At 72.1% G+C, this 16011-nt stretch carries 12 protein-coding genes; 7 read left to right on the top strand and 5 right to left on the bottom strand.

Annotation, left to right across the window (positions count from 1 at the left end; all coding sequences use genetic code 11):
* Positions 1-143: 143 nt before the first annotated feature.
* Complete coding sequence (locus ACEN9H_RS11905; RefSeq protein WP_413674906.1) at positions 144-1559, bottom strand: cytochrome P450; 1416 nt, start codon at positions 1557-1559, stop codon at positions 144-146.
* A gap of 99 nt (positions 1560-1658) precedes the next feature.
* Between ACEN9H_RS11905 and ACEN9H_RS11900 the strand changes: the two genes are divergently transcribed.
* Together ACEN9H_RS11900 and ACEN9H_RS11895 are read left to right on the top strand one after the other, a co-directional pair.
* On the top strand, positions 1659-4607 hold the full coding sequence (locus ACEN9H_RS11900; RefSeq protein ID WP_413674905.1) for a triple tyrosine motif-containing protein: 2949 nt from the start codon (positions 1659-1661) through the stop codon (positions 4605-4607).
* 24 nt (positions 4608-4631) lie between these two features.
* Positions 4632-5219, top strand: coding sequence for a DUF1349 domain-containing protein (locus ACEN9H_RS11895; protein ID WP_413674904.1), 588 nt, complete (start codon positions 4632-4634; stop codon positions 5217-5219).
* Here the strand turns inward: ACEN9H_RS11895 and ACEN9H_RS11890 are convergent, their stop codons facing one another.
* Positions 5220-5807 carry a TetR/AcrR family transcriptional regulator gene (locus tag ACEN9H_RS11890; protein WP_413674903.1) on the bottom strand — a complete coding sequence of 196 codons (588 nt, stop codon included), beginning with the start codon at positions 5805-5807 and terminating at the stop codon, positions 5220-5222.
* A gap of 79 nt (positions 5808-5886) precedes the next feature.
* Between ACEN9H_RS11890 and ACEN9H_RS11885 the strand changes: the two genes are divergently transcribed.
* Positions 5887-7161 carry a YbfB/YjiJ family MFS transporter gene (locus ACEN9H_RS11885; RefSeq protein ID WP_413674902.1) on the top strand — a complete coding sequence of 425 codons (1275 nt, stop codon included), beginning with the start codon at positions 5887-5889 and terminating at the stop codon, positions 7159-7161.
* Here ACEN9H_RS11885 and ACEN9H_RS11880 read toward each other — a convergent pair.
* Both ACEN9H_RS11880 and ACEN9H_RS11875 read right to left on the bottom strand, forming a co-directional pair.
* On the bottom strand, positions 7086-7838 hold the full coding sequence (locus tag ACEN9H_RS11880) for an EAL domain-containing protein (RefSeq protein WP_413674901.1): 753 nt from the start codon (positions 7836-7838) through the stop codon (positions 7086-7088). The genes ACEN9H_RS11885 and ACEN9H_RS11880 overlap by 76 nt on opposite strands.
* On the bottom strand, positions 7835-9112 hold the full coding sequence (locus ACEN9H_RS11875; RefSeq protein ID WP_413674900.1) for a diguanylate cyclase domain-containing protein: 1278 nt from the start codon (positions 9110-9112) through the stop codon (positions 7835-7837). Before ACEN9H_RS11875 ends, ACEN9H_RS11880 begins: the two co-directional genes overlap by 4 nt.
* A 160-nt stretch (positions 9113-9272) precedes the next feature.
* Between ACEN9H_RS11875 and ACEN9H_RS11870 the strand changes: the two genes are divergently transcribed.
* Both ACEN9H_RS11870 and ACEN9H_RS11865 read left to right on the top strand, forming a co-directional pair.
* Positions 9273-10745, top strand: a complete 1473-nt coding sequence (locus ACEN9H_RS11870; protein WP_413674899.1) for a PLP-dependent aminotransferase family protein — start codon at positions 9273-9275, stop codon at positions 10743-10745.
* The gene (locus tag ACEN9H_RS11865; protein WP_413674898.1) at positions 10742-11653 is read left to right on the top strand and encodes an AraC family transcriptional regulator; all 912 of its coding nucleotides are present in this window, start codon (positions 10742-10744) and stop codon (positions 11651-11653) included. The genes ACEN9H_RS11870 and ACEN9H_RS11865 overlap by 4 nt, the downstream gene beginning before the upstream one ends.
* Before the next feature lie 16 nt (positions 11654-11669).
* Here ACEN9H_RS11865 and ACEN9H_RS11860 read toward each other — a convergent pair whose 3' ends face one another.
* Entirely contained in the window at positions 11670-13883 is a 2214-nt protein-coding gene (locus ACEN9H_RS11860; RefSeq protein WP_413674897.1) for a TonB-dependent receptor, read from the bottom strand.
* A 126-nt stretch (positions 13884-14009) separates the two neighbouring features.
* Here ACEN9H_RS11860 and ACEN9H_RS11855 point away from each other — a divergent pair, with 126 nt between their 5' ends.
* The gene (locus ACEN9H_RS11855) at positions 14010-15299 is read left to right on the top strand and encodes a sensor histidine kinase (protein WP_413674896.1); all 1290 of its coding nucleotides are present in this window, start codon (positions 14010-14012) and stop codon (positions 15297-15299) included.
* A complete protein-coding gene (locus ACEN9H_RS11850) occupies positions 15296-15925 on the top strand; it encodes a response regulator transcription factor (RefSeq protein WP_413674895.1) in 630 nt (209 codons plus the stop codon). Before ACEN9H_RS11855 ends, ACEN9H_RS11850 begins: the two co-directional genes overlap by 4 nt.
* Positions 15926-16011 lie beyond the last annotated feature (86 nt).

The following is a 16011-nucleotide window of genomic DNA, read 5'->3' as shown; positions in this document are numbered from 1 at the left end:
CCGGTACACGCGGCGCGCGGCGTCCATGAAGCGGACATGGGCATCGACGCCGGCCAGCGCCGCCAGGTGATTCGCCACGTGCACCACCAAAAACACCGCGAGCACGGCGCCCGCGGCCCGGTGCAGGCGGCGCGGCGCGATCATCAGTTGCGCGCCGTGAGGCGCAGCGTGAGCGGCGTTTCCGGCCTCAGCGTGATGTTGAAGACGGGCTTCGGCGGCGCCATCCCGGCCGGCGCCACGACCATGTACCGCTGCAGGAACATCGCGGCGAGCAGCGTCATCTCCGCCAGCGCAAGATGCTGGCCCAGGCACACGCGCGGGCCGGTCCCGAACGGCATGAAGGCGCCGCGCGGGATCGTCGGCGCGCCGGGCGCGAAGCGCTCGGGGCGGAACGCGTCCGGTTGCGGGAACCAGCGGGCGTCGTGATGCATCAGGTGCAGCGGTATGCCGAACATCGTCCGGGCCGGCAGCTGCCAGCCGCCCAGCGTGATCGGCCGCACCGACCGGCGCGTGATGAGTATGGGCGCGGCGGGATAGAGGCGCAGGGTCTCCTGCAAGGTGCGCCCCAGGTAGTCCAGCGCGGGGAGGTCGGCGGCCGTGGGCAGCCTGCCCTCCAGGACCGCGTCGACTTCCGCGCGCGCGGCCGCCTGCGCGGACGGATTCGCGGCCATGCACCATGACCACCACGTCAGGGCCGCGGCCGTCGTCTCATGGCCCGCCAGGAACGTCGACATGCACTCGTCGCGCACCGCCTTCAGGGGCCACGTGACCGGGTCGCCGACGTGCAGCGCCAGCAGGCGGGTAAGCAGGTCCTGCGGCCACTCGGCCTGCGGCAGCGCCATGCGCGCCTGCACGTGGCCGTCGATCAGCCGGTCGAGCGTGGCGAGCGCGCGGCGCTTCCTTGCCTTCCAGGGCATCCAGTCGGGCCAGCTCCTTGGCCAATACATCTCGGCATTACCGGCGACGGCCACGTCATGCACGGCCCGTTCGGCGTCGCGGGCGTCCGCATCGATCCCGCTCGAGAACATCATCCGCACGATCACGTCCATGCCCAGCGACGTGAAGGCGCTCTCGATCGCCCAGGCGGCGTCGGACCGCGGCCACTGCGCGAACGCGGCGTCGGCGGCATGCGCCATCGCGGGCAGGAAGGCCTGCACGGCCCTGGGCGTGAAGGCGGGCTGCAACGCGTGCCGCTTCGTGCGCCATGCGGCGCCTTCGGACGTGAGCGTACTGTGGCCATGCACTTGCGCGAACACCTCGATGGCGCGCTCCCAGCGCACCAGCGCGTCGTGATGGTCGACGAGCAGTTCGCGCACCCGTTCGGGGTCGGTGACGACGATCTGGTGCTCGGGCCAGATCCGCAGGTGCACCATGCCGCCGTACTCGTCGCGCCAGGCGGACAATGCGCCGAGCAGGTCGCGCGACATCGCGCGCAGGAAGCGCCAGCCCGTCAGGCCGGACGGCGGTCCGGGGGGCCAGGTGCCGGGTGGATGGGATGCCGGCGCGCTGCTCGCGGCGCCGGCGTGGAAGGGGCAGGAGGGGGGCGTGGTCGTTTTCATGCCTGGCATTCTCGGCCCGGCGCGCGGGCCCGGTATTGAACGAAAACGACATGGACGACCAGTTGTCACGCCGAACCGGCAGCTTCTATACTGTCGGGAATGACGTCAATCTTCCGACCCGTCGCGGCGCTGGTGGCAGCCGTCGCCTGCATCCACCCCGCCCACGCGGCGCCCGTGGACAAGGCACCCGTGCTCGACCTGCCGCACGCCAGCTGGACGGCCCGCGAGGGCGCGCCCTCCAACATCACCGGCATCGCGCAGACCCCGGACGGCTGGATCTGGATCGGCAGCACGTCCGGCCTGTATAAATTCGATGGCGTGCGCTTCCTGCGCGCGGCAGGCAGCGAGGCGCCGCTGTCGTCGAACGTGGCCGGCATCGGCGTCCTGCCCGATAGCCGGATGTGGGTCGGCTACAAGTACGGCGGCGTGAGCCTGATGGCGGACGGCCGCATGCGCCACTACCCCGGCGGCAAGGCGGGCGGACCGGCCGGCTCGGTCTTTGCCGCCGCGCGCGACGCTGGCGGCCGCCTGTGGCTCGCCACCGGCCGCGGCCTGCTCGTCCTGGGCGCCGATGGCCGCTGGCAGCCATGCGATCCCGCGCTCGGGGTGCCCGACAGCGGGTTCGCGTCCCTGCTGGCGGACCGCGACGGCACGCTGTGGGCCGGCGGCACCGCCGGCGTGTTCGTGCTGCCGAAGGGAGGCGCCCGCTTCGAATTGCTCACACCCCTGTCGACGTTGTTGCCGCTGGTCGCCCACCCGGACGGCAGCATCTGGGCGACGGACGAGGCGCGCTCCACCCTGCGCATGCTGGCCGGCCCGGCGCGCGGAACGCCGTCCGCGTGGGATGTGCCGAAAGGCGCGACCCTATTCGCCTTCGACCGCGACGGCCATGCCTGGATGGCCGACGGCGCGGGCATCGTGCGCGGCGCAGCGGACGGCCGGCTCGGGCGCATGTGGGCCGAGCACGGGCTCTCCGGACGCAAGGTGCAGGCCGTGTTCGAGGACCGCGAGCGCAACGTCTGGGTCGGGACCGAGAGTGGCCTCGACCGCTTCCGCGCGCCGCGCGTGCGGGCCGAGGCCCTGTCCGGGGATGCCGCGTCGGATGCGCTGCCGCTCGCGGGCGGCGCGGGCGCCGGCGTGTGGGCCGGCCATGCGTGGCTCGCCGCCCCCGGCGCGCCCGCACGCGACTACGGCCACGCGCCGCCCGGCGTGAACGACACGATCACCGCGTTGTACCGGGGCCCGGCGGGCGACGTCTGGGCCGCCGGCTTCGGCGGACTGTGGACCGTGCGGCCGGACGGCTCGGGATGGCGCCGCCTGCATCCCGGCGTCGAAGGCCCGGCGACCACCTACGCGATGGCGCAGGACAGTGCCGGCACATTGTGGATGGCGCTTGGCAGGCGCGGCGTCGCGGCCTGGCGCGATGGACGGTGGATCGCCGGGGGCGGCGTCGCGGCGCTCGAGACGTACGCGGCGGCGACCGTCGCGGCGGACCGGCGCGGGCGCGTGTGGTTCGGCTCCGTCGGCGACGACCTCGTCCTCCTCGACGGCGGCAGGATCCGGCATTACGGCCGCGCGGACGGCCTCACGGTCGGCACCGTCGTCCAGATCCTGCCGACCGGCGACGGCGCCTGGGTCGGCGGCGAGAATGGACTCATGCATTTCGACGGCACCCGCTTCACGCCCGTCGCGGGCCGCAACGGCGAGCCGTTCGCCGGCATCACGGGGATGGTGTTCGCGCGCGACGGCACCCTGTGGCTCAACGGCGCCGGCGGCATTTCCAGCATCGCGCCGGCCGAACAGCGGCAGGTGTTGCGCGACCCCGGGTACGCCGTCGCCTACGGCCGGCTCGATTACCGCGACGGCCTGCGCGGCACGGCCGGGGCGATCATCCCGGTGCCGTCCGCGACCCGCAGCGACGACGGCACGCTGTGGTTCACCACGATCGGCGGCGTCTACGGCTTCGACCCGGCCGCGCTGCCGCGCAATACCCTGGTGCCGCCCGTCGTCATCACGGGACTGAAATCCGGCGGGGCCGCGTTCGCGGCACGCGCCGGCATGCGCCTGCCGGCGGGGACGGACACGCTCGACGTGGACTTCACCGCGCTCTCCTACCGCGAACCCGGACGCGTGGCCTTCCGCTACCGGCTCGACGGCGTCGACCGCGACTGGCGCGACGGCGGCGACCGGTCCGCCCACTACACCAATCTCGGGCCGGGCCACTACCGGTTCCGCGTGCTCGCGTCGAACGACGACGGCGTGTGGAACACCGAGGGCGCGTCGCTCGCGTTCGACATCGCCCCGCACCTGGCGCAGACGGCCTGGTTCCGCGTCCTGTGCGTCGTGGCGGCGGTGGTCGTCGCATGGCGCCTGCAGTTGTTCTGGATGCGCCGGACCGCGCGCCGGCTCGCCGTCCGCATGGGCGAACGGACCGCCGAACGCGAACGCATCGCGCGCGAACTGCACGACACGCTGCTGCAATCGATCCAGGGCCTGATGCTGCTGTTCTGGAGCACGGCCAGCCGGCTGACGGCGGACGCGCGCGCGCCGCTCGAAGCCGCCCTGGCGCGCGCCAACGGCGTCGTGGCCGAGGGCCGCGACCGCGTGGCCGGCCTGCGCACGTCCGCCGTGCCCGATGCCGACCTGGCGGGCGCGCTGCGCCGCTTCGCCGAACCGCTGGCCCGCGACGCCGGTATCGCCTTCCACCTGTATGCGGACGGCCGCGCGCGCAGGCTGCGCGAACCCGCCGCGGACGAAGCTTTCGCCATCGCCCGCGAGGCGCTGTGGAATGCGTTCACGCACGCGCGCGCACGTGCGGTCGACGTCACGCTGCAGTACGCGCCGTCGGCGCTGGTCGTCACGATCGCCGACAACGGTGTCGGCCTGCCGGACGATATCGACCTCGAACGCGGGCGCGACGGCCACTGGGGCATCCCCGGCCTGCGCGAGCGCGCCCGCACGCTGGGCGCGGCGCTGACGGTCCAGACGGCGCCCGGCGACGGCACCGCGTGGACGCTGCGCGTGCCGGCGCCGATCGCCTATGCCTGAACACCCGATCAAAGGAGAACTCACATGGATACCGCACCATTCGCCCACTGCGCCTGGCACAACGAACCGCCGCTGCACCGGATCGAGGACGGCACGCTGCATGTCGTCACCGGCGACCGCACGGATTTCTGGCGCATCACGAGCTATGGCTTCATCCGCGACAACGGCCACTTCTTCGGCGCGCCCGCCGCCGACGGATTCACGGCGCAGGTGCACGTCCGCGCGGCGTTCGCCGAACTGTACGACCAGGCCGGCCTCATGGTCCGCATCGACGAGCAGCGCTGGATCAAGGTGGGTGTCGAGTTCTCGGACGGCCAGCCGCTGCTCAGCACCGTGCTGACGAACGGGACGTCCGACTGGGCCGTCGCGCCGGCGCCGGCGCTGCCCGACGGCTTCTGGCTGCGCGTGACCGTCGGCGCCGGCGTCATCCGCGTGCAGTACTCGGCGGACGGCACGACGTGGCCGATGCTACGCCTCGCGCCCTTCCCGGCCGCGCCGCGCTATGTGGTGGGACCGATGTGCTGCACGCCGCAGCGCGCGGGGCTCGCCGTCGCGTTCAGCGACTTCACGCTGGGTCCCGCACTCGGCAAGGACCTGCACGACCTGAGCTGACTAACCAGGAAACATCAGGCGCAGCAGATCGTCCGCCACAGCCTCGAGCTGGGCGACGTCGCGGTACACGCGCTCCAGCACCACCATGCCCCGCGTCGTCGTCGTGACGAGGCGCGCGGCCGCGGCGGGCGGCAACGCGAGCCGGCCGGCGGCATCGGGCTGCCCCAGGCGCTCCGTCAATGCCTGCTGCACATCGTCCAGCAGGCCGCGCAGCGCGGCCCGGATCGCATCGTCCATCGCCGTCTCGTCCGTCGCGGTCTTGGTCGTCAGGCAGCCGCGCGTCACCTCGTCGTCGTCGACGGCCGTCACCATATCGATCGCCAGGCGCAGGTAGCGCCGCAGCGCTTCCTCGGCCGTGGGCGCCGCCAGCGCCTCGCGCAGGCTGTCCAGGTAGCGCGTGCGGTAACGCCCGAACACGCGCAGGAACAGCGCCTGCTTGTCGCCGTACGCATGGTACAGCGAACCGCGCAGGACACCGGTCGCCTGGGCGACGTCCTGCATGGACGTGGCGCCGAACCCGCGCCGCCAGAACAGCAGCAGCGCGCGGTCGAGCACCTCGTCTTCATCAAATTGTTTTGTGCCTGCCATGCCTCGATTATCGACATCCTTGACAGCCCTGTCAAGTTTGACTAACCTGTCAAACATGAACCCCCAACAAGGATCTTGCATGGACACCACCCTCGACCGCGCCGCCGCCACGCGCGCCATTCTCGCCGGCCTGTGCGCCAGCCTGGTCGGCATCGGCCTCGCGCGCTTCGCCTATACGCCTTTGATTCCGCCGCTGATCGAGGCGCACTGGTTCGCCGCGCAGGACGTCGTGTTCCTCGGCGCGGCCAACCTCGTCGGCTACCTGGCGGGCGCGCTCGCGGGGCGGCCGCTCGCCGCGCGCCTGGGCAGCCGGCGCACCCTGCAACTGATGATGGCCCTCGCCTCGCTCGCGTTCTTCGCCTGCGCCCTGCCCCTGTCCGTCGCCTGGTTCTTCGGCTGGCGCTTCCTGTCGGGCCTGTCCGGCGGCATCATCATGGTATTGGCCGCGCTGAGCATCCTGCCGCAGGTGCCGCCGGAGCGGCGCGGCGTCGCCAGCGGCGCGATCTTCCTGGGGCTCGGGCTCGGCATCGCGGCCTCGGGCACCGTCGTGCCGCTGCTGCTGAACGAAGGCCTCGCCGCCACCTGGGCCGGGCTGGGCGCGCTGTCGCTGCTGCTCACCCTCATCAGCTGGCGCTGGTGGCCGCAAGCGGCGGCCGCCGCACCCGCGGCCAGCGCCGGCCGCGCGCCCGCGCACGCCGGCTTCGCGCTGAAACTGATCTATGCGCAGTACGCGCTGAAGGCCGTCGGCCTCGTGCCCATGATGGTGTTCCTCGTCGATTACATCGCCCGCGGCCTGCACCTGGGCAGCCATACGGCGGCGCTGTTCTGGGTCGTCTACGGCCTCGGCGCGACGGCCGGGCCGATGCTGTACGGCGTGCTGGGCGACCGCTTCGGCATCGGCACCGCGACGCGCATCGCGCTGGTCCTGCAGATCCTCGCCGCGGGCGTGCTGGTCCTCGCGCACGGCCTCGCCGGCCTGCTGGCGGCCACGTTCGTCATCGGCACCTACCCGCCCGGCATCGTCCCGCTGACCCTCGGCCGCATCCGCCATACCTTGCCGCAGGACGTGCCCGCGCAGGGTGCCGCCTGGAGCCGCGCGACGACGATCTTCGCCCTGTTCCAGGCGCTCGCGGGCTACGCGTATTCCTGGATCTTCGCGGCGACCGGGGGCGACCACCGGGTGCTGATGGAGATCGGCGCCGCGGCCCTCGCCGTCGCGCTGGTGTCGGACCTGCTGCTGGCGCGCGCGGGGTGGGCGCCGCTCGCCGGCGCGACGGATCAGGCCGCGCGCCTGTCCACATCCGCGCCGGCCCGCAACGACCGCGGCGGCACGCACGCCGGCCGCGCCAGGTAATAGCCCTGCACGTGGTCGATGCCGAGCTCGCGCACCTTCGCGAGTTCGGCTGCCGTCTCGACGCCCTCCGCGATCACCTGCGTGCCGCAGGCCCGTGCGATGTCCCGGATCGCGGCCAGGAACGCCTGCCGCACGGGGTCGCGGTCGATGCCGCGCACGAACACCATGTCGATCTTGACCCAGGCCGGCCGCAATTCGAGCCACAGGCGCAGCGACGCGAAGCCGGCGCCCAGGTCGTCGATGGCGAGCGTGAAGCCGTGCCGGCCGAGCCGGCGCGCGACCCGGCGCAGGCGCGCAAAGTCGCCCACGGCCTGTTCCTCGGTGAGCTCGATGGCGACCCGGCTGCCGTCGATGCCGAGGCCGGCCAGCTCGCCGATGAGCGCGCGCGGCGCCAGCAGCGTCGCCGCGCTGGTGTTCGCGAACAGCCGTCCCGGCAGCCCCAGCGCGGCGAAGCGCGACCAGACCGTGCGCAAACAGGCCCGTTCCAGCTCCGCCTGGCGGCCGGCGGCGCGCGCCGCGGCGAACAGCGCCGCCGGCATTTCCAGCGGCGATCCGGCCGGGCCGCGGATCAGGCCTTCGTACCCGACGATGTCGAGATCGCGGCTGGCGGCGATCGGCTGGAACACGGCCGCAAGCCGTCCTCCGCGCAGGATGTCGTCAAGGGAGTCGTTGCTCATGATGTGCCCGTGGAGTGAAAGAATGCGTAGCCGGCCCCGCCGGCCTGCTTGGCGCGGTACATCGCGGTGTCGGCGTGGCGGAGCAGCGTGCGCGCATCGTCGCCGTCGTCGGGGAAGACGCTGACGCCGATGCTGCACGCGGCGGCGGCGGGCGCGCGCACGACGCGGTCGAGGATCGCGGCGATGTCGGCGTGCGTGGCGACGTCGGACAGCACGATGACGAATTCGTCGCCGCCGATGCGTGCGACCATGTCCTCGCCCCGCACCTGGCCCCTGAGCTGGCGCGCCAGGTCGACGAGGGCCAGGTCGCCCGCCTCGTGGCCCTGCGCGTCGTTGATCTGTTTGAGCTTGTCCATGTCGACGAACGCGACGCCCACGCGCAGGCCGGCGGCGCGCGCGGCGCGCAGGGCGCCGTCCAGGTGTTGCTGCAGGCCCGCGCGGTTGGGCAGGCCCGTCATGGCGTCGTGCGTGGCCAGGTGGCGGATGCGGCGCTCCGACCGCTTGCGCTCCGTGATGTCTTCCACCATCGCGATGAAGTACTGGGGCGTGCCGTCGGCAGCGCGCGCAAGCGAGCTGTTGACGCTCACCCAGACCGGCGTCCCGTCCTTCCTGACGTAGCGCTTTTCGCGCGTCGTGTACGGGATGTCGCCATCGAGCAGGCGCCGGTACGCGAGCGCGTCGTTGTCGGTGTCGTCGGGGTGGGTGGTCTGCCGCACCGTCAGCGCGAGGAGTTCGGCTTCCGGATAACCGACGATGGCGGCGAGCCGCGCGTTCACGCGGCTCCAGCGGCCGTCCAGCGTGACGTGGGCGAGGCCGATCGCGGCCTGGCTGAACGTGATGCCGCAGCGGGTGCTCGCGGCCCCCAGTTCGCTGGCCGTGCGCGCCCGCGCGCTCGCGTCGCGCAGCGCCACGACGAGCAGGTCGCGTCCGGCCACGCGCGCGCGGGTGGCGCGCAGCGCGACCGGCACCGCGCCGCCATCGGCCCGTATGAAGCGATACGCGCCGTCCTCCGGCGGCGCCAGCAGCAGCGCGGCGGGTGTCGGCGTGCTGCCGTCCTCGGTGCGCAGGCGCCGGCAGATGGCGTCGAAGCCGATGCCGGGCAGCGCGGCGCCGTCGAGCTCCAGCAGCACGAGCGCGGGCGCGTTGATCTGGCGGACCCGCCACGTCCGGGTGTCGACCACCACCACGCCCTCGGCGCTGCCGTCCAGGGCGGCGCGGGCGAGCGCGAGCTCGTCTTCCAGTCGGGCAAGGCGCTCCGCCCCATCGGGTGCCATGGCTGTGCTTGAAAAAATTGCTACGGATGATGTCGACATGGTATGTTCATTGAGCTGAATCAAAAAAGGCCATGGTGACGATTATTGGGCACTTTGCCGACATAAAACAGATTCAGTTGCAGCGCGTTTTTCCATATCAGATGCAGACCGAAGGGATCCAATGAAGCGTTACGAGCTCCTGGCGGAAGAAATCGCCACGTCGATCAGGAGCGGCATGCTGGACGTCGGCGACCGCCTGCCGTCGGTGCGCCAGATCAGTACGAGCCGGGGCGTGTCGGTGTCGACCGTGTTCGAAGCCTATTATTTGCTGGAGGCGCGGGGCCTGATCCGGGCGCGCGAGCGGTCGGGCTATTACGTCACCGCGGGTAACACGAGGCTGCCGCCCGAGCCGGTCATCCACAGCGATTGCAGCACCGGCGCCCACCCGGTGCGCGTCAATGACCTCGTGTTTTCGATCCTGGAATCGGCCAGGTCGCGCGACGTCGTGCCGCTGGCCTCGGCCTTTCCCAGCCCGCTGCTGTTTCCGCTGCCGCGCCTGGCCCGCTCGCTGGCGCGGGGCGCGGAAACGATGGACCCGTGGTCCACGGTGGACGCCATCACGCCCGGCAGCGCCACGCTGCGCCGCCAGATCGCGACGCGCTACCTGGCCGACGGCGCGCTCGTCCAGCCGGACGACGTCGTCATCACGAACGGCGCGCTGGAAGCGCTCAACCTGTGCCTGCAGGCGGTGACGCAGCCGGGCGATGCCGTGATCGTCGAATCGCCGACGTTCTACGGCGCGCTGCAGGCGCTGGAAAACCTGGGATTGCGGGCGATCGAGGTGCCTTCCTGCCCGCGCGACGGCATCTGCCTGGACCGTCTCGCCCAGGCCCTCGCCGCCGACAAGCCGGCCGCCTGCTGGCTCATGACGAACTTCCAGAATCCGCTCGGCAGCCTGATGCCCGACGCGAACAAGCGCGCCCTCGTCGACCTGCTGGCCGCGCACGGCGTGCCGCTGATCGAGGACGACGTGTACGGCGAGCTGTATTACGGACCGCGCCGCCCGCTCCCCGCCAAGGCGTTCGACCAGGAAGGGCTCGTGCTGCACTGCTCGTCGTTCTCGAAATGCCTCGCGCCCGGCTACCGCCTGGGCTGGGCGCTGCCGGGCCGGTTCCGCGAACAGGTGGCGCGCCTGAAGCTCACGCGCACGCTGGCCGTCGCGGCGCCCGTGCAGGAAGGCCTGTCCGACTACCTGGCGCGCGGCGGCTACGACCGCCACCTGCGCCAGCTGCGCCACACGCTGGCGCTGCAGCAGACGGCGATGTCCGCCGCCGTGCTGCGCCATTTCCCGGCCGGGACCCGGGCCAGCCGGCCGGAAGGCGGCTACTTCCTGTGGGTGGAATTCCCGGCCGGCGTCGACGCGCTGGCGCTGCAGCGCGAAGCCTGCCTGCGCAACATCGGCGTGGCGCCCGGTCCGATGTTTTCCGCGCGGGGCGAGTTCCGCAACTGCATCCGCCTGAACTTCGGCCACCACTGGGATGCAAAGATCGAAGGGGCGATCGCCACGCTCGGCGCGCTCGCCGCGGCGCAACTGGATGGTCCGCGGCCGGCGCCCGCGATCGAGGAGCCGGGCCTGTCGGCGCTGGGCGCATGACGGCGGCCTGCCCCGATCCGCTGACGCGCGCCCCGCGGGCCGCGCCCGATGGCCCGCCGACCGACTGGCTCCGTCTGCCGCCGGCGTCGCTGCAGGGCGCGCTCGTCGCCGTCGTCGGGCGCGACGTCCGCCACGTGACCCTGGACGATGCCCAGCGCCTGTCGCACTTCCCGTCGTCGCAGCTCGTGTCGCTGTCGTGGTACCGCGACATCGACGCGGGTCAGGTCTGCATGGAGGGTGGCGTGCCGGTGTGGCGGCCGTTCGGCACGGCGTGCGTGGTCGCCGGCACCCAGGCGCATCCCACCACCTCGTGGGCGCCGACGTCGGGCCGCGGCTGCATGGCCCTGTTCCAGGCGGATGCCGCGCAGGCGCTGTTCGGCCTGGACCTCGCGCGCGTGCAGGACCGCTTCGTGCCCGCCGCCGACGTCATGGGCCGCGAGTGGACGCCGCTGTGGGACGCGTTGCTGGCGAGCCGCGACGAAGACATGGTCGGCGTGTTCGAACACCATCTCGCGCGGCGCTGGCAGGCGCTGTCCGGCCGCGCCACGGACCAGCCGTCGCTGCGCCAGCTCGGTCGCAACTGGGTCGAGCGCCTCGCGTGGCAGGCGCACGAATGGCGGCGCGAGCACAGTCCGCGCCACGTGGAGCGCCGCATCAAGTCGTTCAGCGGCCGCTCGCTGCGCGAATGGCAGTCCATCGTGCGCACGGAAGGCCTGTTCTTCGCGGCGCGCGACCGCCACGACGCCGGCCAGCCGTTCGACTGGGCCACCATGGCGCTGGACGAAGGCTTTGCCGACCAGGCCCACATGACGCGCGCCGTGCGCCGCATCACCGGCTTCACCCCGACGGAGTTCGCGCGCCGCTTCGCCGAGGACGAATCGTTCTGGATGTACCGGCTGTGGGTGTGACCCCGTCGGCCGACGCTCAGTTGAAGGTGTAGCGTACGCCGACGCGTACCGTGCGCGGCGCGCCGGGCGCGTAGAACGTCGAGTGTACGCGGTCCTCCTTGACGAAGCCGCCGTCCGCATCGAACCCGGTCGTCCCGAGCTGCGCCGCCGTCGCATAGCGCCGGTCGAACAGATTGTCCACCTGGGCGAACACGCGCAGCCGGGGCGTCGCCTGGAACGCCGTGCCGAAGTCGAACACGGCATGGCCAGTCGTGGCGCCGCGGCCCAGCCAGTCCGTACCGTCCGGGCGGTGCAAGCCGTTCTCGTTGCCGCGCGCCGTCGAGCCGGAGACCGCCAGCACGCCCAGTTCCGCCGACCACGCAGGCGTGACCTGCCATTCCGCGCGCGCCTTGAACACGTGGCGCGGCATCAGGGGGATGCGGTCGCCGGGACGGATCGCGATATTGCCGTCGGCATCCGCGCTGCTGTTGCCCGCGCCGCCCACGGTCTCGCCGCTTGCGAACGTCGCGTGCAGGTACGTGTAATACGCGGAGACGGTCACCGGCCCGGCGCGGCCGTCGACGCCCAGCTCGACGCCCTGGCGCCGCGTGCGGCCGAAATTGCGGAAGTAGCCGAAGCCCGCCGCATCGTCCGCGACGAACAGGATGTCGTCGTCGTTCGTCGCGCGGAACACGCTGGCGTTCCAGTGCATCCGGCCGACGGCGCCGCGCACGCCCGCTTCCCACGTGCGCGTGACGACCTGCTTCAGCGGCGGATCGCCCGCCATCGCGTTCGGCAGCTTGCAGGGATTCGCCGGATCGGCGCAGCCCAGTTCCACCGCCGTCGGCGTGCGGCTGCCTTCGTCGTAGCCGGCATAGATATTGAATGTGCGCGACGGCGCCCAGGTGATGCCGAGCGCCGGATTGAAGCGGCCGAAATGGTGGTCGCCGTCGAGCGAGCCGCTGCCGCCGCCCGGATGGATCCGGTCGCGGTTATGCACCGCCGTCCGGTTGTAGCGCCCGGACAGCGTCACGTGCAGGTCGTCGCGCAGGTCGATGGTATCCGTCGCGAAGACGCTCCACGTGCGCGTGCGGCCGACGAGATCGATGGCCATGTCGTCGTCGAACGTATTCACCGGGGTGACGCTGCGGTCCGCATGCAAGTCGCCATATTGCGCATCCTGGCGGAAGTCCGCGCGGCTCGCGTCGTACGCCGCGCCGACCGTCAGCCGGCCGGAGAGCTCGGCCTGCCCGCTCAGCCCATGGTTCGTCTGCGTGCTCGCGGTGCGGTTGACGATGGCGTCGAACAGCCCGTCGTCGTCGTCGTTCAAGTCGCCATTGAACGTGGTCGTGCGGATGTGGCGGTAATACGCGTTCCCGGACAACAGCACGTCGTCCGCCACCTTGCGGCTCCCGGTCAGGTTGACCAGCACGGCGCGGTTGCGCGTCACGTCCGGCTTCGTGTAGACGCTCGTGTAGTCCCGGTCGAGCAGCCGCTGCTCCTGCAGCCCGTTGCCGGCCAGGCGGCTGCCGGACAGCGCGATGCTCGCCGCCACGTCCGTAACGCCGTCGTGCCAGCCCGCCTTGCCGAACATCTGGCCGAGGCGCGTGGGCGAGTCGTCGCGCCAGCCGCCGTCGCGGAACGCCGTGCCGGTGACGTACCAGTGCAGGCCGCGGTCGTCGTGGCCGCCGTGCTCGAACACGATCTCGCCGCGGCCGTAGCTGCCGGCCTGCGCCTGCACGGCGCTGCCCGCATCGTGCAGGCCATCCTTCGTGCGGACGGCCAGCGCGCCGCCCAGCGTATTCAGGCCGAACAGCGGATTCGAGCCCGGCATGAGGCTCAGCGTGGAGATGGCCGCGCGCGGAATCAGGTCCCAGCTGACGACGTCGCCGAACGGCTGGTTCATGCGCACGCCGTCCACGTAGACGGACAATCCCTGCGGCGTGCCGAGCAACGGCGACGCCGTGAAGCCGCGGTAGCTGACGTCCGGCTGGAATGGATTGCCCTGGATCTCGTTGACGAACACGCTGCCCACGCGGCGGTTCAGCGCGGCCGGCAAGGTCGCTGCGGACGGGTCGTTCATGTCGTCGCCGTCCAGCGCCTGGACGTTCGCGGGGATCCGCTCGCGCGCGACGCCCAGGCCCTGCAGCGGCGTCGTGCCGACGATTTCCACGATGGCGGGCGCCGGCTCGGCCGCGGCGATGCCGTGACAGAGTGCCGCGACGGCGGCGGCGAGTGCGGTGCGGGTCATATCGATGTCTCCTTGTGCTTTCTTTTGCACGAACTATTCCAGCGCCGCCGCGGCGGCGACAGGGAAAAATTCCCGACTGGTATGGAAGTTGCGTACACGAGGGCAAACAACACACACGAGGGGAACATGGACCTGCGCCGCCGCCTTCTCGGCTCGCTCTGCCTGCTGCTGGGCAGCCTGCTGGCCATGACCACGCTGATACAACTGTATTCGCTCCGGAGCGACATCCGTGCCGAGGTGGACGCGTCCACGCGCCTCGTGAACGTGCTCGCGGCGGCCGGCAGCGCCCCCGCCGGCGACGCGGGCGCCGTACGCGCGCTGCTCGCCGGCGCCGGCCTGCGCCACCTGAGCATCCGCACGGCGGACGAACCGCCGCCGCACCGCGCCGCGCACCCGCTGCCGGCCTGGCTGGGGTTCGCCCCGCCGGACCGCAGCGAGCGGGCGATCCGCATCGGCGGGCAACTGCTGTACATCGCGCCGAATCCCGAGTCGGAAATCGGCGAGCGCCTGCACGACACTGTGCAAATCTGGATCACCCTGTTGTTCTTTTCCGGTACAACCCTGGCCGTCACGTGGTGGTGCGCCGACCGCGCGCTGTCGCCCGTGCGCGCGCTGGAGGCGGGCCTGCACCGTCTGGCGCGCGGCGAACCCGATCCCGCCCTGCCCGCGTTCGCGCTGCGCGAATTCCGCCGCGTGGCCGACGCCATCACCCACCTCGCGCGCACGCTGGCCGACGCGCGCGGCGCGCAGCACGCGCTGGCGCGCCAGTTGATCACGGTGCAGGAAGACGAACGGCGCGTGCTGGCGCGCGAGCTGCACGACGAGATGGGCCAGACGCTGACGGCGCTGAACGTCACCGCGACCCATCTCGCGCGCCACGCGAACATGCTGACGCGCGACGCGGTGGCCGAATGCGCGACGGACCTGCGGCGCGAGATCCGCACGTGCGGCGAGCAGTTGCGCGCGATGCTCAAGACCTTGCGCCCGCACGGCCTGCACGCGGCCGGCCTGGCGCAGACCCTGCGCGTACTGGTCCTGGGCTGGCGCGCGCGCCACACGGACATCGATTTCGAGCTCGACCTGCCCACCCACCTGCCGGACGTGGGCGAGCTGTTGTCGCTGACGGTCTACCGCGTCGTGCAGGAAGCCGTGACGAACGTGGTCCGCCACAGCGGCGCGTCGCTGTGCGTCGTGCGGCTCGCGGTGCGCACCGGCGGCCTCGTGCTGGAAGTGCGCGACGACGGCCGCGGCCTCCCCGCGGAGGGCGCGACGTGGCACGGCGGCCTGCTCGGCATCACGGAACGTATCGCCATGGCGGGCGGCCAGCTGCGCCTCGTGGCCGGCGCGGCGGGCGGCCTGCGCCTGCTGGCGACGCTGCCGCTGCCGGTGCCGGAGGCCACGGAGGTGCCGGCATGATCCGCATCGTCCTCGTCGACGACCACGCCGTCGTCCGCAGCGGCTACCGCCGCCTCCTGTGCGCCGAACCCGATTTCGACGTGGTCGGCGAGGCAGCGAGCGCGCCGGAAGCGAACGCGCTCGTCCAGCAGGTCCGGCCGGACGTCGCCATCGTCGACCTGAGCCTGAAAGGCAGCAGCGGCCTGGAAGCCATCGCCGGCATGCGCGCCCGGCAGCCCGGCCTGCGGGTGCTGGTGCTGTCGATGCACGACAGCGCCGGCCACGTCGCCCAGGCGCTGAAGGCGGGCGCGCACGGCTACCTCACCAAGCGCAGCGAGCCGGAAGAACTCATCACGGGCATCCGCGCCGTGATGAACGGGACGCGCGTGCTGTCGTCCGACGTGGCGGCCGCTGTGGCGCCGGCGCCCCTGGACGGCCTGACGCCGCGCGAATTCGACATGCTGCGCCTGCTCGTGCACGGCGAATCCGTGCAGGCCATCGCGGCCCAGCTCACGATCAGCCCGAAGACGGTGTTGAACACCCTCACGTCGGTGCGCCAGAAGCTGGGAGCGGACAACGATTTCCGGTTGATGCACCTGGCGGCGCGGCTGGGGATCGTGGAGTTCGGGGGTGCGGTGCCGGCGTGATGGTTCCAACGTCCTTCCCGCGCAGGCGGGAATCCATGCTGAGCCGCCGGTGTCGCCCTGGCGAAATGCACCGCGATGGTTCCGGC

The organism is Massilia cellulosiltytica (genome assembly GCF_047325105.1).
Classification (GTDB): domain Bacteria; phylum Pseudomonadota; class Gammaproteobacteria; order Burkholderiales; family Burkholderiaceae_D; genus Telluria; species Telluria orientalis.
The sequence above is the reverse complement of the archived record's forward strand: the minus strand, read 5'-3'. Positions and strand labels throughout refer to the sequence as shown.